16 protein-coding genes are annotated in these 17,944 nt (G+C 61.8%); 6 read left to right on the top strand and 10 right to left on the bottom strand.

The window, feature by feature from the left end:
• On the top strand, positions 1 to 1,302 hold the full coding sequence (locus ACI2KA_RS15230) for a TRAP transporter large permease (RefSeq protein ID WP_404503308.1): 1,302 nt from the start codon (positions 1 to 3) through the stop codon (positions 1,300 to 1,302).
• Between the two features lie 63 nt (positions 1,303 to 1,365).
• Here ACI2KA_RS15230 and ACI2KA_RS15225 read toward each other — a convergent pair whose 3' ends face one another.
• From ACI2KA_RS15225 to ACI2KA_RS15195, 7 genes are all read right to left on the bottom strand, one after another.
• Positions 1,366 to 3,324, bottom strand: a complete 1,959-nt coding sequence (locus tag ACI2KA_RS15225) for an SUMF1/EgtB/PvdO family nonheme iron enzyme (protein ID WP_404503307.1) — start codon at positions 3,322 to 3,324, stop codon at positions 1,366 to 1,368.
• A gap of 107 nt (positions 3,325 to 3,431) precedes the next feature.
• Positions 3,432 to 3,812, bottom strand: coding sequence for a VOC family protein (locus ACI2KA_RS15220; RefSeq protein WP_404503306.1), 381 nt, complete (start codon positions 3,810 to 3,812; stop codon positions 3,432 to 3,434).
• A gap of 15 nt (positions 3,813 to 3,827) precedes the next feature.
• A complete protein-coding gene (locus tag ACI2KA_RS15215; RefSeq protein WP_404503305.1) occupies positions 3,828 to 5,213 on the bottom strand; it encodes an ABC transporter substrate-binding protein in 1,386 nt (461 codons plus the stop codon).
• Between the two features lie 8 nt (positions 5,214 to 5,221).
• Entirely contained in the window at positions 5,222 to 6,061 is an 840-nt protein-coding gene (locus tag ACI2KA_RS15210) for an ABC transporter permease (RefSeq protein WP_404503304.1), read from the bottom strand.
• A 4-nt stretch (positions 6,062 to 6,065) separates the two neighbouring features.
• Entirely contained in the window at positions 6,066 to 7,076 is a 1,011-nt protein-coding gene (locus ACI2KA_RS15205; RefSeq protein WP_404503303.1) for an ABC transporter permease, read from the bottom strand.
• A gap of 102 nt (positions 7,077 to 7,178) precedes the next feature.
• A complete protein-coding gene (locus ACI2KA_RS15200; RefSeq protein ID WP_404503302.1) occupies positions 7,179 to 8,741 on the bottom strand; it encodes an ABC transporter substrate-binding protein in 1,563 nt (520 codons plus the stop codon).
• Positions 8,742 to 8,990: 249 nt separating this feature from the next.
• Positions 8,991 to 9,848: a sulfurtransferase gene (locus ACI2KA_RS15195; RefSeq protein WP_404503301.1), complete on the bottom strand. Its 858-nt coding sequence runs from the start codon at positions 9,846 to 9,848 to the stop codon at positions 8,991 to 8,993.
• Positions 9,849 to 10,002: 154 nt separating this feature from the next.
• On the opposite strand from ACI2KA_RS15195, the gene ACI2KA_RS15190 reads away from it, so the two are divergent.
• Positions 10,003 to 11,799 (top strand): dipeptide ABC transporter ATP-binding protein, encoded by a 1,797-nt coding sequence (locus tag ACI2KA_RS15190; RefSeq protein WP_404503300.1) that lies wholly within the window; start codon positions 10,003 to 10,005, stop codon positions 11,797 to 11,799.
• 18 nt (positions 11,800 to 11,817) lie between these two features.
• Here the strand turns inward: ACI2KA_RS15190 and ACI2KA_RS15185 are convergent, their stop codons facing one another.
• Entirely contained in the window at positions 11,818 to 12,510 is a 693-nt protein-coding gene (locus tag ACI2KA_RS15185) for a GntR family transcriptional regulator (RefSeq protein ID WP_404503299.1), read from the bottom strand.
• A 218-nt stretch (positions 12,511 to 12,728) separates the two neighbouring features.
• On the opposite strand from ACI2KA_RS15185, the gene ACI2KA_RS15180 reads away from it, so the two are divergent.
• The 4 genes from ACI2KA_RS15180 (at position 12,729) to ACI2KA_RS15165 (ending at position 16,946) form a co-directional block, all read left to right on the top strand.
• Entirely contained in the window at positions 12,729 to 13,391 is a 663-nt protein-coding gene (locus ACI2KA_RS15180; protein ID WP_404503298.1) for an aspartate/glutamate racemase family protein, read from the top strand.
• A complete protein-coding gene (locus ACI2KA_RS15175) occupies positions 13,388 to 14,752 on the top strand; it encodes a dihydroorotase family protein (protein WP_404503297.1) in 1,365 nt (454 codons plus the stop codon). Before ACI2KA_RS15180 ends, ACI2KA_RS15175 begins: the two co-directional genes overlap by 4 nt.
• A 9-nt stretch (positions 14,753 to 14,761) precedes the next feature.
• The gene (locus ACI2KA_RS15170) at positions 14,762 to 15,688 is read left to right on the top strand and encodes a dihydrodipicolinate synthase family protein (protein ID WP_404503296.1); all 927 of its coding nucleotides are present in this window, start codon (positions 14,762 to 14,764) and stop codon (positions 15,686 to 15,688) included.
• Between the two features lie 106 nt (positions 15,689 to 15,794).
• Positions 15,795 to 16,946 (top strand): MalY/PatB family protein, encoded by a 1,152-nt coding sequence (locus ACI2KA_RS15165; RefSeq protein ID WP_404503295.1) that lies wholly within the window; start codon positions 15,795 to 15,797, stop codon positions 16,944 to 16,946.
• Between the two features lie 52 nt (positions 16,947 to 16,998).
• Here ACI2KA_RS15165 and ACI2KA_RS15160 read toward each other — a convergent pair whose 3' ends face one another.
• Both ACI2KA_RS15160 and ACI2KA_RS15155 read right to left on the bottom strand, forming a co-directional pair.
• On the bottom strand, positions 16,999 to 17,658 hold the full coding sequence (locus tag ACI2KA_RS15160; RefSeq protein WP_404503294.1) for a carbonic anhydrase: 660 nt from the start codon (positions 17,656 to 17,658) through the stop codon (positions 16,999 to 17,001).
• A gap of 46 nt (positions 17,659 to 17,704) precedes the next feature.
• A partial coding sequence (locus ACI2KA_RS15155; RefSeq protein ID WP_404503293.1) for an acetyl-CoA carboxylase biotin carboxyl carrier protein subunit occupies positions 17,705 to 17,944 on the bottom strand: 240 nt, incomplete at its 5' end.

Here is a 17,944-nt window from a genome sequence, read left to right as displayed (position 1 = left end):
ATGGGAAAGATCACCTTCAGCCTGCTTGGCCTGATGACGCTCATTCTGGGCACCGGGGTATGGATCGGCCTTGGCCTCGTCGGCACCGGCGCGACGCTCGCGGCGCTTTACCGCCCCGCCCTGCCGCTTTTCAAACTTCTGGCCCAGCAAACCTGGAACACGCTGGTTTCGCCCGAAATGCTGGCCCTGCCGCTGTTCATTTTCATGGCGGAAATCCTGTTCCGCACGAAAATTTCAGAGGCGCTGTTCTCGGGCCTCGCACCATGGCTGCGGCACGTTCCCGGCCGCCTTGCCCATATCACCGTGCTGGGCTGCACGCTGTTTGCTTCCGTCTGCGGTTCCTCCGCCGCCACGACAGCGACGGTCGGGCGCATCACCGCAAAGGAACTGATCGCGCGCGGCTATAATCGCGACCTCATCACCGGCAGCCTTGCGGGCGCGGGCACGCTGGGCTTTCTCATCCCGCCTTCGACGATCATGATCATCTATGGCGTGATGGCGGAGGAATCGATCCTGAAGCTGTTCATGGCCGGCATTCTGCCGGGCCTGCTGATGGCCGCATCCTACATGGGCTATATCGGCATCCGGGCGCTGATGAACCCCTCGCTCGTCGGCGACGCCCTTGCACCCACCACCTTCATCGAAAAACTGGTGGCGCTGAAGGATCTGGGACCGTTGCTTCTGCTCATCGCCGGTGTGGTCGGCTCGATGTATGGCGGCATCGCCTCACCCACGGAAGCGGCGGCGGTCGGCGTCGGCGGCGCGATCGTCATTGGCGTTTTCCAGAAGACGCTGAACCTTTCGAACCTCATGCAAGCCGCCAGACAGGCAGCCGATTCATGCGCCATGATCGGTCTCATCATGGTCGGCGCGATGTTTCTGTCGACCGTCATCGGCTATCTCGGCATGCCGCGCTATATCGCCGGCATCATCGAGGGCTGGGGCCTCTCGCCGTTCATGCTCATCGTCGTGCTGCTGATCTTCTACATCATCCTCGGCACGGTGATGGAAGGGCTGGGCTGCATCGTCATGACGCTGCCGATCACCCTGCCGCTGGTCATAGCGGCCGGTTACAGCAAGGTCTGGTTCGGCATATTCATCGTCATCGTCGTGGAAATGGCGCAGGTCTCGCCGCCTGTCGGCTTCAATCTCACCGTTATCCAGCGACTGACCGGCGACAGCATGGCCCGCATCACCCGCGCGACCATGCCGTTCTTTTTCATCATGTGCGCCTTCGTCTTGCTGATCGCCATTTTTCCGGAAATCGTCTCCATCGTTCCGGACATGCTGGCCAGCAACTGACGTGAAACGGCATTGCAGGCCGGCGCGACCTTGCTCCGGCCTGCAAAGGACCGGCCCGCGGCATCATGCCTTTGCAACGACGATGCGAAAACCGTTGCCCCGCCAGAAGCCGTCAGGCTCGAGGCTGCCGCGATAGGTGCAACAGGCTTTTTGCCAGCCGCTCGAAAAGCAGCCGCCCCGCAACACACGGCGAATGGCGGGCTTGGCATCCGGGACCTCGCGGCCGTCGTCCCGATAGGGATATTGGAAGTGCGGCGTCGCCATGTCCTCGCCCCACAGCGTCATGCACCATTCCCAGACCTGACCCGCCATGTCGTAACAGCCGTAAAGCGAGCGACCCTTCGGGAAAAGCCCGACAGCGGTGGTGTTGTTGAACCCCGCCTCTTCCGAATTGGCGGCATCGTCCTGCCAGATGCTCCCCCAGGGATATATGATGCCGCCATCAGCGGCATCCGGCTGATCGCCGCGCGCCGCACGTTCCCATTCCGGCTCCGTCGGCAGGCGAACGATTTCGTCCGCTCCGATGCGTCCCTCACGCCGCCAGCGCTGGCTCAGCCAATCGCAATAGGCGCGCGCATCGCGCCAGGTCAGATCGGTCGCCGGCGCATTGCGCCTGTCTTCGGCAAATCCATCTGGGCTGCGCCAGACACGCCCCGTTTCCCTGACAAAGGCGCCGTAAGCGGCATTCGTCACGGGATAGAGTCCGATCCTGAAACCGCCCACCGCCAGCGGATGCGGCGGCGCCGAATTGGGATGGGCATGCGAGCCGAAGGTGAATGCGCCGCCCGGCACCGTTGCCAGCGCCTCCAGGTCGCGCGGATCGCCCCAGACCGAGAGCCTGCGGCCTGCCTCCTCCCGCTCCCGCGCGGAAAGCGCGCCTTCGCGGACGATCTTCAGCAGGTGGGCGGTGACGTGGTCGCGCAGATCGCCCGGCCCGGCAACCAGATCGGCCGCCAGAAGCGCGCCGCGCAACATCGCCTCGCCTTCGCCGGAAATGAGGGCTTCGGCCAGGGCATGCACCCGTTCGGGCTGCGAAAACCGTGCGGCAAGGCTCGTCAACACGGGCGTCCAGAGCGCCGGCTGCGTGCGAAACGGCCCGACGGCCTCTGCGACAGGCCGGGACACCAGATGCCGGGCCGCCAGCAGCTGGCGAACGCGGGTGACCGGCAGGAGGGTGGGATCATCGAGCTTGCCGGCCAGGGCGTCGAAAGCCAGCCCGCACAGAAAATTTCCGGTCTGCTCATCGCCGGCAATCCGGCCAAGCCAGGCGTCGACAATCGCCTCGGCGCTATCGCCCGCATTGCCGGCGCTTATCGCGAGCGCGAACTGGGACGGGTTCGCGGCCGCTTCGCCGAGAGCAATGCCGGTCTTGTCCAGATCGAGCCCCGCCAGCCGTTGGGCGGCATCGCGGCGCTGAGCCTTCAGCAATGGCAGAAGATCATACCGCACGACGGCCGATGGCAGCGGCCACCCCTTGACGACGGAAATCTCGCCGAGCGCAAGCAGGCGCGAACGCGGATGGCGCGCCTGAAAGGCCAGCGCCTGATCGATGAGGGCACGACCATCGGCGCCCGCCGCCTCGATGCCATCGAGGATCAGCAGAATGGCAGGCTCGGAAACCGCACGGACCTCACCGGACAGAAGCACATCCGCGGCCGGGCAGGCGGCAACCAGCAATTCGGCAAAGGTCTTGCCGGCGGCAACCGGAACATAGAGCGGCAGGACGTCCGCCGGCGTCCAGCTCTCCTCATGCACCGCGCCGAGATCGTTGCGCGGCAAAGGCGTTGCGGCGAAATCGCCATCGGCGAGCCGCCAGGCCAGATGTTTGGCAAAGCTGGTTTTGCCGCTTCCCGTTTCACCGGCCAGAAGCAGCGCCGCATTGTCCCGCACCATTTCCAGCGCCGAAAAATAGACCGGCGGTTCCGCCGCATCTTGATCCTTGAGCTTGCGCAGACCCTTGGCGGCCTTGTCCTCGAAGCTGAAATTGACGAGCAGCGGAATATAACCGGTACCCAAATCCACGGCCAAGCCGTCGGGCAGCGCAAACAGCGCCGTCCGTGCGAATGTACGTGCCCGCGACACAAGCTCGCTGCGCAATGCAGCCGATGCTGTATGATCTCCGCCCGCCATCAAAACAGCTTCGCCACATCCGGATTGTGGAAACGCTGGATCTCGATCGCATAGCCGGCCGGATCCTCGAAAAAGAAATGGTCGCAATAGGTGCCGCGCAGCAGCCCGGAAAGACCCTTTACGCCGGCTTCCCGCAGCCGACCGTGCCAGCCTTCGACGTCCTGCGCCACGATGGTCAAGAGCACGGCGCTTTTCTCCTGATGTTTCAAATGGCCGCGATTGCCGTCGACGATGCCGAAATAGCATTTGCCGGCGATGCGATAGATACGCGCAAGGCCCTGATCCAGCACCAGTTCGAAACCGAGCACGTCCTCGTAGAAGGGCGCGACCGCGTGTATGTCGTCATAATAGAAAAAAGTGATCGAATAGTCTTTTTCCATTGTCCTGTCCTTGGCTCAGCGGATGGTGAGTGTACCCTTGTGATCGACCGAGAGGCCTCCGATCCCCTTGCGCGCCGCAAATACATCGACCGGGTGCACGAGATAAAGCCATGGCGGGGCCTGATGCAGGCGGGTCAGGCATTGCGCATAGGCCGCTTCCCGTTCGGCATCGTTGACGGCGCGATTGGCGGCCTTGATCAGCCTCTCCGTCTCGGCATCGTCATAACCCTGCCACCAGACGGCTTTCGTTTCGCTGGAAATCTTGTCGTTCAGAATACGATAGGTGCTGTGCGGCGAGGAATCGAAGATCGCCATGTCGCCCATCTCCTTGCGGCCGATCTGGCGGGCATATTCCGGCCGGTCCGGCTCCGTTTCGATGGTGACGGCAAGACCCACATCCTCCAGCGCCTCCGCCACGAAGCGGCTCATTTCCGGCGCGCGTTCAGGCATGTAGGTCGGCGTTCGCAACCTGATCCGTCCACCCGTATCGACCCCGTCGAGCAGGCGCTTCGCCTTTTCCGGATCGTAGGCAATCGGCGTCAGGCCGGCCTTGGCCATGCCGAGGTGAAACGGGCTGACGATGCTCGAAGAGGGTACCGCCAGACCATGGAATATCCGTTGCGCCATGGCCGCCGTATCCACCGCATGGTTGACCGCAAGCCGCGCCGCGGGCGAGCGGAACATCCCGTCACTGCAATTCAGATAATACATGACCGACAAGGTGTTCACCGCCCTGCCCCACTGAAAGGCCTCGTCAAAGGCAAGCCGCCCTTCTACCCGTTCCAGATTGAGGGCGGCGTCGATGAACCCGGCCTCCAGCTGGGCGAGGCGGGCATCCGCCTGTTTTTCCGCCAGCACGGCGATCACGGCGGGACCCGCCTCGTCCTTCACTCGTTCCAGAACGGCATGCTTGAGCGGCTCGAACGCCGCAACCCGGTATCGGCCCGTACCGAGGACGGGACGCCCGGCGGCATCGGGACGGCAAAGGTAGAATTCGGAGAAGATGTCGAGAATATCGGCAAACGGCTCAGGATTTTCGACCCGCACCACATCGCCGGCCTCGGCGGTGATCCGCGCATCCTTCAGGTAACGCGCATAGGACCACTTCATGCCGAATGTATCCACCGCCTCGACAATCCCGTCGATGAAGGCGAGGACATCCTCCGCCACGCAGGGCTTGCCATCATGGAAAACCGCACCCTTGCGGATGGTGAAGCGCCACTCGCGACCGTCCGGCGAATGGGTCCAGCCATCGAACAGGGCGGGATGAACGAAGCCGTCGACCCATTTGAGAAGGGGTTCGAAAACCAGGTTTTTCAATGTCAGGACGCTGGTGTCGTCGGTTACCCGCGTCGGCGGCAGGAAATCCACTTTTTCAAGGGCGATGGTCAGTGTCGTCACGGTGAACCTCAGCTCAGTTCGCTGCGGCGACGCGGATTGAGCCAATCCGCAAGACTGTCACCAATAAGGTTGAAGGAAAGCACGGCGAGCAGGATGGCCATGCCGGGCGATAGGGCGACCCAGGCGGCGCTGCGGACATATTGGAGATTGGCAGACACATCCGCACCCCATTCCGCCATAGGCGGCTGCGCGCCCAACCCCAGAAAGCCGAGGCTGGCGGTCTGGAGAATAGCGCTGCCCAAAGCCAGCGTGGACTGCACGAGGAGCGGCCCGAGCCCGTTCACGAAAATATAGCGCAGCAAAATGCGATGGGTGGGCAATCCCAGCGAAATGGCGGCCTCGACATAGGGCTTGACGGATATGGTAAGAGCTTGGCTGCGCGCCACCCGGGCAAATTGCGGCGCAAGCGTGATCGCAACGGCCAGCATGGCGTTCTGCAGGCTCGGTCCGAAGGCGGCAGCCAGCGCGATGGCCAGAACCAGCGCCGGAAAGGCAAGGATCGCATCGACGATGCGCATGATGATATTGTCGAGCCAGCCGCCGGCAAAACCAGCCAGCATTCCAAAGAACACGCCGACGACAAAAGCGATGGCCACCACGCCGACGCCGATCGTCAGCGTCGCACGGCCGCCATACATGATACGGGTGAGCACATCGCGGCCGAAAGCGTCGGTGCCGAGCCAATGCGCGAGGCTTGGTCCCTCCAGCTTGTGCAAGATGTCGAGCCTTGTCGGCATATAGGGTGAAAATACCGGGCCGAGGGTGATGAGACCCACCAGGGCGACAAGGATGACGAGACCGACAACGGCCAGGGTGTTGCGTCGCAGGAAGACGAGGAGTTCACGCATGGGATCACTTCATTTTCTTGCGGACGCGCGGATCGAGAACGCCATAGAGCAGATCCACCACGATCGAGGTCAGGACGAAAAGCAGCGCGAAGACCAGCGTTGTTCCCTGAATCACCGGATAGTCGCGGTTCTTGATCGCCTCGAACATATAACGGCCGACACCGGGCCAGGCGAAGATGGTCTCGGTAAGGATGGCCCCGCCGAGCATTTCGGCAAATTTCAGTCCGATGATCGTAATCGCCGGCAGCAGCGAGTTGCGCAGGCCGTGATTGAGCACGACATCGGCGCGGCGCAGCCCTTTCGCCCTCGCCGTGCGGATGAAGTCCTCTCCCATCACATCCAGCATGGTGTTGCGCACGAACCGGCCGAGCGTCGCCGCCAGAAAGGCAGCCAGCACCGCAGTCGGAAGAATGAGATGCTGAATGGCGCTCCAGACGGCGGCGGCATTGCCGGTTATGATCCCGTCGAGAACGGCGAAACCGGTCACGGTCTCCGCCGTCACAAATGAACTCATCCGGCCCGACACCGGCAGCCAGCCGAGATAGGTCGCGAAGATCAATTGCAGGATAAGCGCCAGCAGGAAAGCAGGCATGGATACGCCCACCAGCGAAACGATGCGGGTAACGTGGTCGAAGATCGAATTGGACCGCACGGCGGACAGCACGCCGATCGGGATGCCGAAGACGATGGCGACGAGGGTAGCGAGCACCGAAAGCTCGATCGTCGCCGGAAGCCGGGCAAGGATTTCGCGGGCGACGGGTTCTCCGGATTTCAGGGAAAAGCCCATGTCGCCATGAAACAGGCCCAGAACGTAGTTTACGAATTGCAGCACCATCGGCTGGTCAAGGTCGAGCTGGGCGCGCAGCGTATCGATCTGCTCCTGCGTCGCGCCCGGCCCCAGAAGCGTCACCGCCGGATCGCCCGGGATCAGCCTGACCAGCGAAAATACGATGACCAGCACGATGCACAGGACCGGTATCAGCGCGATCAGCCGGCGTATGATGAAACTCGCCATGCTCTCCAACTCATTTGCCAGATCGCTCGCCGCCAAGCGGCGAACGGACACAGGGACGGGCGGCCTTGAATGGCAGCCCGTCCCGGTTTTACAGGAAGCGCATCACTTCTTGTAGACGGACCAATACTCGTTCAGCGGAGGTGCGCTGTTGACCACGAGACCTTCGACATTCGAGCGCAGGAAAACGATGAGCTTCGGGCTGAAAAGATAGGCCCCGGGCACTTTTGCGGCGATTGCTTCCTGTACCTGGAAATAAAGCTGCTTGCGCGCCTGCGCGTCGGAGGTCTGCTGCGCCTTGAGAATGAGGTCGTCCAGCGCCTTGTCCTGCGGCATGCGGAAGGTCATGGCCGTGTTGGCGAGCGAGGAAAGATAACCGATGGTGATATGGGCGTCCGGATCGTTGTACCAAGGCTGACGGCCATCCAGCGCCACGTCGAACTGGCCCGAGGTCTGCAGGGCACGCAGTGCCGGGAACTCCGTCTGCTGTATGGTGGCGTTGATGCCGATATCGGCAAGATTTGCCTGAACGAAAGTGGCGACCGCACCCCACAGAGGTCCCTGGAAGCTGTAAAGCTTCAGATCGAGGCTGGAAGGATCGACCTTCGCTTCCGCAAGCAGCTTCTTGGCAAGCTCCGGATCGTATTTGGGAGCCAGTTCCTTCATCTTCGGATTGAACGCCCAGCTATTGCTGGTCAGCGGGCCGTAGACCCGTTCCGCCGTGCCGCCGAAGACACCCTGCAGCAAGCCGTCGTAATCGATGGCATGCGTGATGGCCTGGCGAACGCGAATATCGGCAAACGGCCCATCGGTCTTGCTGTTGTTGAATTCGAGCTGGCGAATGATCTGGCTCGATGTTTCAAGGATCTTCACATCCTTGTTGTTCTTCAGCGCCTCGATATCTTCCGCGGCGATGGCCGAAAGCTGGCCCTGCTGCTGGACGACGTCGACACCGCCGCTTTCGAGCTCGAGGCGGCGGGTCGAGGCATCGGGAATGACGCGATAGACGATCTTCGACAGTTTCGGCGCACCGCGGAAATAGTCCGGATTGGCCTCCAGCACCACATTCGTATCGGCCTGCGCGCCCTTGAAGACGAACGGACCGGTGCCGACCGGGCTGGCGGCGAACTTGTCACCCAGCTTCTGCACCGCAGTCGGGCTGACGATGGCCGATTGCGGCTGCGCAAGAATGGACAGAAAGGCCGGATAGGCCGCCGAAAGGGTGATCTTCACCTCGGTCGGGGAAACCACGGCGATTTCCTTGATCAGATCGAACGTTGCCTTGACGTAAGGATTGGCAGCCTTGGTGCGCTCCAGCGAAAATTTCACCGCCGCCGCATCGAAGGGCGTGCCGTCCTGGAATTTCACGCCTTCACGCAGCTTCAGGTCGAACGCCGTGCCGTCGGCGGAGACCGTCCAGCTCGTCGCCAGCCGACCTTCGAGCTGGTTGAAATCCGGCGCCGTCCACGCAACCAGCGTATCGAACACGTTAAGGATGATTTCGCTGCCCACAGGCTCGGCCTTGTTGGCCCCGGGCTCAAGCCCGACCGGATCGGAAGGAACGGCGACAACAAGCGTTTTCGACTGATCCTGCGCGTGGGCGAGAGAGCCTGTCGCGACGATCGGGACAGCGACAAGCGCCGCCGCAAAACCCTTCCATATATTCATGATACCACCCTTCCCTGGCCTTCGGCCTTTTTTGAAACGCCCGAACCTTCAGCGGTCGCGGCGTCAGCGCTCCATCTGATATACTACGAAATATATCAGCGACGATATCAACTGTAAAGCTGAGTGGCGCGAATTTGGACAAAGAGTATTTACGCACATTTTTTATGCCGAATAAGCAAATCCTGCCTAGTATTTGCCCTGTCGGGAAAATATTGCCCCAACAAAACCCGGCTCCTTAGCATCGGCCGTTCAGGCCGGGTCAGCGCCGGTGACGACGGGTCGGGAAGGATCTGCTACCCAGGCCGACCACGATCCGGGATACATGGCGGCGGAAATTCCAATAGCGGCAAGCGCAAGCACCGTATGCGCCGCCGACATGCCGGCGCCACAATAGACCCCGACCTCGCGGGCGCCGTCCACACCGAGCGCCCGATACATTTCCTTCAGCGTCGCGCTGTCGGTGAAATTGCCGTAATCCGTGACGTTATCCGGCGCCGGAGCACTGATGGCATGGGGTATATGGCCGCGTGCCGGCTGACCGGCGGCAACGGGACCGCCAATATAATTCGGCCGGATGCGCGCATCCAGCAACACGCCGCGCTTGGCAAGCGGCAAGGCATCTTCTGCTCCGAATTCCGGCATATGGCCCGGCGAAAGCGCGATCATGCTCGGCAACGGCGCAGCGATGGCCTCCGTTGTCGGCAGACCGGCGGATATCCAGGCGGGAAAGCCGCCATCCAGAACGCGCACATCTTTCAGGCCGGCCCATTTCAACACCCACCAGGCACGGGCCGCGGTCATGCTTCGATCGCCGTCATAAACGACGACAGTCGTCTGCGGCCGCAAACCCCAGCGGCGGGCCTTTTCCTGCAGCGTGTTTATATCGGGGAGCGGACGTTGGCCGCCTTCGAAAGACGGCGGCGACTGGAAATCGCCATAGGCTTCGGTATCGATGGCGCCCTCTATGCGCCGCCCCGTGAAGGAGGGTCGGCCGGTATAGGGATTGATGGAATGGACCGCCAGCACCGTCACATCGGCGTCGGCCTTCATCATGTCGTTCAGTTCGAACGGCGTAAGAAGAACGGCTTTGCGAATGTCGTCGTCCATCGGCCTTCGGTCTCCCGGTCATTTGCCTGCTTCAAATCATCCTCGTTGATTGCAGCATCCTTGGCAAGTTGAAATATCTTACGTAATATCTCACAAATTCCGCCGGCATGAGGATGTGTGTTTCCCTATCGGCGGGCCTCTAGGAGCCGATCCATTGACCGTTCTTTCCGTGCAAAACCTCACCACATCCTTCTGGCGGAACGGCGCCTGGGATCCTGTCGTCAATAATGTGAGCCTTGAGGTGGGTGCCGGTGAAACGGTTGCCATTGTCGGTGAATCCGGCTCGGGCAAAAGCGTGACCGCCATGTCCATCATGCGGCTTCTGCCGGAAAGGACATCAAGGGTCAGCGGTGTCATCGAACTGGAAGGCCGGGATCTGCTCGGCCTTGCGGAACGCGACATGCAGGACATTCGCGGCAACCGCATCGCCATGATCTTTCAGGAGCCGATGACGTCCCTCAATCCCGTCCTGAGCGTCGGGCGGCAGATCACCGAAGCCATTCGCCGCCATGTCCCGGTCAGCGCCGCCGAGGCACGCATGCAGACCATCCGCCTTTTCGAGCGGGTCCGCATCCCATCCGCCGCCAAACGTTTCGATGAATATCCCCACGAACTTTCAGGCGGCACGCTGCAGCGCGTGATGATCGCCATGGCATTGTCCTGCCGCCCGACCCTGCTGATTGCCGACGAACCCACCACCGCACTGGATGTCACCGTTCAGGCGGAAATCCTGGAACTCGTCAAAAGCCTGCAGGACGAGGAAAGGATGGGGGTCCTGTTCATCACCCACGACATGGGTGTGGTTGCGGAGGTCGCCGACCGAACCGTGGTCATGTTCCGCTCGCGCGCGCTGGAGACGGCTCCAACAGGCGATCTTTTCGCCCATCCCCGCACCGGTTACACCCGCGCGCTGTTATCCGCCGTACCGAAACTCGGGTCGATGGCGGGCCGAGAGAACCCCGCCACCTTTCCCCTCGTCGATGTCGAGACCGGCGCCGCGCTGCCGGAGCGACAGGTTTCGCCGGCCCGCCCGGCGCCCGTTCTGGAGGTGAAGAACCTCGTGACGCGCTTCGATATCAGGAGCGGATTATTCGGCCGCGTCAGCGCCCGGGTTCATGCCGTGGAAGATGTTTCCTTCCACCTCAACGAAGGCGAAACGCTTGCGCTCGTCGGCGAGTCCGGTTGCGGCAAGTCCACCACCGGGCGCTCGATCCTGCGGCTGGTCGAACCGGAAAGCGGCGCGATCCGCATCAACGGGCAGGATATCCGCGCCCTGTCGGCAGCGGACATGAACCGGCAGCGGCGGCGCATGCAGATGATCTTTCAGGACCCGTTCTCCAGCCTCAATCCGCGCATGCGCATCGGCGACGCGATCGCCGAACCCATGATCGCCCACGGTCTGGCCGGCGGGAACGAAGCTCGCGCGAAAGCGGTAGAGCTTCTGGAAAATGTCGGCCTCAAGGCGGACATGGCACACCGCTTCCCGCACGAGTTTTCCGGCGGCCAGCGCCAGCGCATCAGCATCGCCCGCGCATTGACATTGAATCCGGGCCTTATCGTCGCCGATGAGGCGGTTTCCGCCCTCGACGTGTCGATCAAGGCTCAGGTCGTCAACCTGATGCTGGAACTTCAGGAACGCCTGAAGATCGCCTATCTCTTCATCAGCCATGACATGGCGGTGGTGGAACGCGTCAGCCATCGTGTGGCGGTGATGTATCTGGGAGAAATCGTCGAAATCGGATCGCGCGCGCAGATTTTCGGCAGCCCGCAGCATCCCTATACCCGTCGCCTTCTGGATGCCGTGCCGATCGCCGATCCGACCCGGCGTCATCTGCGCAAAGCGCACCCGGGCATGGAAATCGGCAGCGCCGTCAGGCCAGCGGACTACATTCCGCCAAAGGCCGTTTATCGCGAACACATGCCGGGACATCTCGTCAAGGAAACGGCCTGACGCCCCGGCAGCTGGCCGCTACAGCGAGATACCCGACTGGGGATTGGCGACCATGGCGGCAAGCAGCCCCCTGCGGGTGTTTTCATTGTGCTCGATCATTGCGATCCGCGCCTTCTCGCCGTCGCGCTGACGAAGGAAAGCGACGATGCGGTGATGATCGTTGGTGGTTTCCGGATTGATGTCGCGGATGCGCGTTCCCATGTAAAAGAGCCTCGCACACTCCTCCAGATGCGTCATGACCAGCGAATGCAGGCGTGGATTTCCCGACCCGCTGGCTATCGCCGAATGAAACCTTTCATTCGAGGCGACGAAGCTTTTCGTACTGACATTTTCACCGACGATATAGGTCGTGTCCGCCAGCCGCTCGAGCGTTTCCAGCTCCGTTTCCGTCAGGTTCTGCGCGGCCAGCGCGGCCGCAGTCCCCTCAAGTGCGCCGCGAATGGCAAAAAGATCGTTCATGTCCTTCAGCGTAACCGGGGTCACACGGTAACCGCGGCGGGGGAAGGCCTCCATCAGCCCTTCAACGCAAAGCCGCGCCAGCGCTTCGCGCACAGGCGTCTTGCTCATCTGCAACTGCTCGGCCAGTTCGGGCTCGGAGACGTCAACGCCCGGTGCAAGCTCGCCCATGATCACGCGTTCGCGCAATATCACATAGGCCTGCTCCGTCAGCGACTTCCCACGCCTTTCCGGCGAAAGCACCGGTTTTTCCATTCCGTCCAAATCCCTCTCCGTGCCCTTGCGGGCATTCTATGTCGGCCCGCCCGCCGATCGCATCGTGGCGGCGGGAAAAGACTTTGACTTCTATCACGGAATTTGATCCCGCCAATTGCGACAAACAGACTTTGACACCACCGAATGGCTGATATATTACGTAATATATCTAATTCGCGCAACACGTCCTGGCGCCAGCAATTTCCACGGGTGCGTTTTTGGCCAAGATTCTCGTCATCAATCCCAACAGCTCCGTCTCCGTCACGAGATCGATGCAAGCATGCCTCGGTTCGGTGCGCGCCGCAACGCGTCACGCGGTCGAATGTGTTGAGCTTTCGAAATCGCCCCCCGGTATCGAGACGGACGCGCATGTGGCGGTCGTGGTGCCCAATATCGTCGAGGCTGTTTCGGCCTCCTCTGCGGATGCCTTCGTTCTGGCCTGTTTTTCCGACCCCGGCATCGCCGAAGTCCGCAGGCGCACCGCAAGCCCCGTCGTCGGCATCGCCGAATCCGCCTATCTCACGGCGCTTGGCCTTGGCAGCCGCTTCGGCATCATTTCCCTCGGCCAATCCTCAATCGACAGGCACCTGCGTTATCTCCGGACACTCGAACTCGATCGCCGTCTGGCGGGAGACCGTTCCATAAACAAGACGGTGGTGGAACTGATGGCGAGCGACGTCGTGGACGTCGTGTCGCGCACCGGCCGGCAGCTGCGTGACGACGACGGCGCAGATGTCCTGATTCTGGGCTGCGCGGGGCTTGGCTCCTATCGCGAAGCGCTGCAGGACAGTCTCGGCATGCCCGTCATCGACCCCGTTCAGGCCGGCGTCGCGCTGGCCGCCTCCACGCTGGACCTGGGATATAGGAAAACCGCCGGATGACACTCGATCTGACAGTAAGCGGCACGCTGATATTGCCGGAAGGCCCTCTGGAAAACGCCTGGCTGGGTATCCGGGACGGAAAGATCGTCGCGATAGGCACCGGCATTGCCCCGGATGCGGCGGAACGCTTCGATTCCGGCAAAGACCTCATCATTCCCGGCGTGATCGACGGCCAAACCCATGCAACGAGCTATGGCGGACTGGCCGGCATCCGCTCGACGACCCGTTCGGCCGTCGCCGGGGGCATCACCACCATCGTGGACATGCCCTATGACAATCCGGCCCCGCTCAACACCCTCGCACGCCTTGACGACAAGGTCGCGGCAATCCGGGAACATGCCCATGCCAATGTCGCGCTTTACGGCACGATCATGCCGGGCCAATCTACCGCCGATATCGAACCGCTGATCGAAAACGGCGTCGTGGCGTTCAAGATTTCCACCTTCGAAAGCAGCCCCACCCGTTTCCCGCGCATCGCATCCGAACAGATACTCGCCACGTTCGACGCGCTGGCGGAAACGGCAATCCCTCTCGGTGTCCACAACGAAGATCAGGAAATCGTCCGCGCCCATATCGCCGCCGCCAGGGCCGCGGGCCGGGACGGTATCGCCGCCCATTCGGAAAGCCGGCCACCGGCCGCTGAACTCGCCGCAACGGCGCAATTTCTCGAACTCGGCGCCGCTGCCCACGCGCACGCACATATCGTCCATCTGACAACGGCGCGCGGCTTCCAGCTGGTCGATCATTATCTCGCGGATGGCTTCCGCGCGACGGGTGAACTTTGCGTGCATTATCTCTGGTTCGATCCCGACCGGGATGGCGCCGAACTGGGCGCCAGAATGAAGGTGAACCCGCCGATCCGCCCCGGCCAGATCGACGCGCTCTGGGAGGAGATCGAAGCCGGCAGGGTTGCCTTTGTCAGCTCCGACCATTCAAGCTGGCCGATCGACAACAAGCTCACCCCGTCGATCTTCGATGCGGGCGCCGGGGTGCCCGGCCTGGAAACGCTGCTGCCGGCATTTTACACGGCTGCGGCCGGCCGCGGCCTCGATGCGGCGGCGATCACCGTGGAGCAATTATGCGAACGCCCGGCAAAATTTTTCGGCCTCTGGCCGGAAAAGGGCGCATTGCGGATCGGGGCCGATGCCGATCTTGCCATTCTTTCACACGAGCGCCAGATATGGGATTCGTCCAAGGCCCATGATGAGCTGAACTGGAGCCCTTTCGACGGCCGCGAATTCACCGTCACCGTCGCCCGCACCTATCTGGGCGGCCGACTTGCGTGGAACGGTCGCGACGTCGTCAACGCGCCCGGCTCGGGACAATATGTCCGCCGTGGTCAATTCCACTGGTTCGAATAGGAACATGTCATGTCGCTCATAAATTCCAGCACGAAAGGCGTCTTCGTCATTGCCTGCACGCCGTTCACGGACAATGGCGGGCTCGATGGCGAGAGCGTCGGCCGCATGGTCGATTTCTATTATGAAAAAGGCGCCGACGGGTTGACGATCCTCGGCATGATGGGAGAAGCTCCCAAGCTTACCCAGGCGGAATCGATCGACGTCACGAGGCTGACGCTGAAACGCTCGGAAGGAAAACCCGTGGTAGTCGGCGTCTCGGCACCCGGCCTCGCCGCCATCGGGGAGCTGACCAAGGCGGTGATGGATATGGGCGCTGCCGGGGTCATGGTCGCACCGCCATCCTCGCTGCGCACCGACGAGCAGATCATCAGCTATTACCGCAACGTCGTCGAGACGGTCGGCGCCGAGGTGCCGGTCGTGCTGCAGGATTTCCCGCTCTCCACCGGCGTCCAGATCAGCGCGAAAACGCTGGGTGTCATCTTCGAGGCCCATCCGAGCATCGTCATGCTCAAGCACGAGGATTGGCCGGGGCTGCAGAAGATCACCGATCTGCGCGAAGCGGAGGCCAAAGGCCGTCGCCGCACCTCGATCCTGTGCGGCAATGCCGGCGTTTTCCTGACCGAGGAAATGCAGCGCGGCGCCGATGGCGCCATGACCGGTTTCGCCTATCCGGAAATGATGGTGGATGTGGTCCGCCTCTGCAATGAAGGCAAATACGAGGCCGCGCAGGATGTGTTCGACGCCTACCTGCCGCTGATGCGTTACGAACAGCAGCCGGGTCTTGGGCTGGCGGTCAGAAAATATGTCCTGGCAAAACGGGGCGCCATCGCCAGTGCCGCCCAGCGCCGTCCGGCTGCACCGCTGAGCGCGGTTGCCGTGAAGGAAGTCGATAAGCTGATCGAACGCCAGGCGCGCAGACTGGGCATGTTGACCTGAAGGGCACAGCTTCGCTGCATCGCCCTGCTTTCTATCGATGGCAAGAGCGGCCTGCCGGCCGTTCGATCCGCATTTATGCCAGCATGATCAAGGGACTATGAGGGAAATGACCGATTTCGATGCCGTCCATGAACGCCGCGGCACCGGCAGCTCCAAATGGAGCAAATATTGCGCCGATGTCCTGCCCATGTGGGTTGCAGACATGGATTTTCCGGCCGCCCCCGAAATAATCGATGCCCTGCGTGACCGTCTGGACCACCCGCTGCTCGGCTACGGCGTGGCCAGGGACGAGCTACGGGAGCGGATCGTCGCCGACATGCAAACCAAATATGACTGGTCGATATCACCGGAACACATTGTTTTCCTGCCCGGTGTGGAGCCGGGCTTCAACATGGCGCTCAAGGCGATGCTGCGGCCAGGCGACGGCCTTCTGATGCAGACGCCGGTTTATCGGCCGATTCTCGACGCTGCCGGACACTGGAATCTGGTGCGCCGCGACGCCCCGCTGACACCGACCCGTGACGGCTGGTCCGTGGACCTCGATATTTTCGAGACGGAACTCGCCCGGTCGAGAGCCTTTCTTCTCTGCAATCCGCAAAACCCCACCGGCAAGGTCTTCACGCGGGATGAACTCAAGGCGATGGCGGATCTGTGCCGCAGATACGATGCTTTGATCATTTCTGACGAGATTCATTGCGATCTGCTGTTTGATGGTCGCCGCCATGTGCCCGTGGCAGCGCTTTCGGAGGATGCCGCCGAGCGGACCGTCACGCTCATGGCGGCCAGCAAGAACTACAACATCGCTGGCCTCAAGGCGGCATTTGCCATCATTCGCAACGGTGAAATCCGTGAAAAATTCGTCGCGTCGCGTCTCGGCATGGTGGATAGCGTCAACATATTGGGGCTTGAAGCAATGCTTGCCGCCTTTTCCCGGGCCGGAAAATGGCAAAGCAAGATGTTATCCTATATCGAAGCCAACCGTGATTTCCTTTCGGCGGAAATCGCCCGCCGTTTTCCCGGCATCCGGATGATAAAACCGGAATCGACCTTCCTTGCCTGGCTCGACTGTACGGCTCTCGCCCTCAAGCCCGACCCGCAGACCTTCTTCATCGAACACGGCAAGGTCGGGTTCAGCGCCGGTTCGGAATTCGGCGATGCCTATGGGCAATATATCCGCCTCAATTTCGGCTGCCCGCGCCGCCTGCTCACCGAAGGGCTGGACCGCATGCAGCACGCACTCACCATCGGCCGCGAGTAAGAGCCCACCGCAACCGCATACCGCCGCGCCCTGTACCATGACAGGGCAGCGCCTATGCTGCCGTGACGATTTCCTCAATATTGGGACGGACGAAATCTCCATCGCCGTTCATGATCCACAACTCCCCGCTCGCGACATCGAACCATGCGCCGCCCATGTCGAGATCACCCCGGTCGAGGGCCTCCTGAACAAAATGAAAGGTCTTGAGGTTCTCCAGCGAATTTCGGATCGACACGCGCTCAAGAGCGGTCTGGCGTTCCGCCGCCGTCATGAAGCCGCTGCCGCGGATCTGCTCCGCAGCCGGTCGGACCAGCGATATCCACCGCCCGATGAAGTCGCCGGCCGACAAGGGTTGCAGAAGCGGGTCGAGGGCCGCCTTGACCCCTCCGCAATTGCCATGACCCATAACGATGATGTTGCGGATATTCAGGACCTGAACTGCATATTCCAGTGCAGCCGAGGTTCCGTGCAAATGCGTATCCGGTTCGCAGGGCGGCACCATGTTCGCTATGTTTCGAACCACGAAAAGCTCCCCCGGCCCGCAATCGAAGATCGTCTCGGGCGCCACGCGGGAATCGCAACATGCGATGACAAGCGTATGGGGCTTCTGGCCGGCTTCTGCCAGGGTCCGGTATCGTTCGCGCTCTTCGCTGTAACGTCCACCCATGAAGCTGCGATAGCCCGCAAGAAGGGCTGGCGAAAATGCTGTCATGACGATCCCCTTATCTTTTGCCTGCCTGTTCCACGGCGTTTACGCATCATTCAAATTCAAGAATGGTCTCACCGACACCGAGGCTAGCCTCAAGCCGAGCCACCACGGATTTGACGATTCCGCGTCTTTCCGCTTTCAAGACCGTCTCCATCTTCATGGCCTCGACGGTCGCCAGCGCCTGCCCGGCCTCGACCTCGTCGCCTATGCCGACCGCGATGCCGGTGATGACGCCCGGCATCGGGCACAGCAGCAGCTTTGACGTGTCCGGCGGCAGCTTGTCCGGCAT

Origin of the sequence: Agrobacterium sp. NPDC089420 (assembly GCF_044900305.1) — a bacterium.
GTDB lineage: Bacteria > Pseudomonadota > Alphaproteobacteria > Rhizobiales > Rhizobiaceae > Agrobacterium.
This window is presented reverse-complemented; position numbering and strand designations above follow the sequence as displayed.

Coding starts and splice junctions, on each gene's coding strand:
- ACI2KA_RS15230 (WP_404503308.1), top strand. CDS start 1: ATGGGAAAGATCACCTTCAGCCTGCTTGGCCTGATGACGCTCATTCTG.
- ACI2KA_RS15220 (WP_404503306.1), bottom strand. CDS start 3,812: ATGGAAAAAGACTATTCGATCACTTTTTTCTATTATGACGACATACAC.
- ACI2KA_RS15210 (WP_404503304.1), bottom strand. CDS start 6,061: ATGCGTGAACTCCTCGTCTTCCTGCGACGCAACACCCTGGCCGTTGTC.
- ACI2KA_RS15205 (WP_404503303.1), bottom strand. CDS start 7,076: ATGGCGAGTTTCATCATACGCCGGCTGATCGCGCTGATACCGGTCCTG.
- ACI2KA_RS15200 (WP_404503302.1), bottom strand. CDS start 8,741: ATGAATATATGGAAGGGTTTTGCGGCGGCGCTTGTCGCTGTCCCGATC.
- ACI2KA_RS15195 (WP_404503301.1), bottom strand. CDS start 9,848: ATGGACGACGACATTCGCAAAGCCGTTCTTCTTACGCCGTTCGAACTG.
- ACI2KA_RS15185 (WP_404503299.1), bottom strand. CDS start 12,510: ATGGAAAAACCGGTGCTTTCGCCGGAAAGGCGTGGGAAGTCGCTGACG.
- ACI2KA_RS15175 (WP_404503297.1), top strand. CDS start 13,388: ATGACACTCGATCTGACAGTAAGCGGCACGCTGATATTGCCGGAAGGC.
- ACI2KA_RS15170 (WP_404503296.1), top strand. CDS start 14,762: ATGTCGCTCATAAATTCCAGCACGAAAGGCGTCTTCGTCATTGCCTGC.
- ACI2KA_RS15165 (WP_404503295.1), top strand. CDS start 15,795: ATGACCGATTTCGATGCCGTCCATGAACGCCGCGGCACCGGCAGCTCC.
- ACI2KA_RS15160 (WP_404503294.1), bottom strand. CDS start 17,658: ATGACAGCATTTTCGCCAGCCCTTCTTGCGGGCTATCGCAGCTTCATG.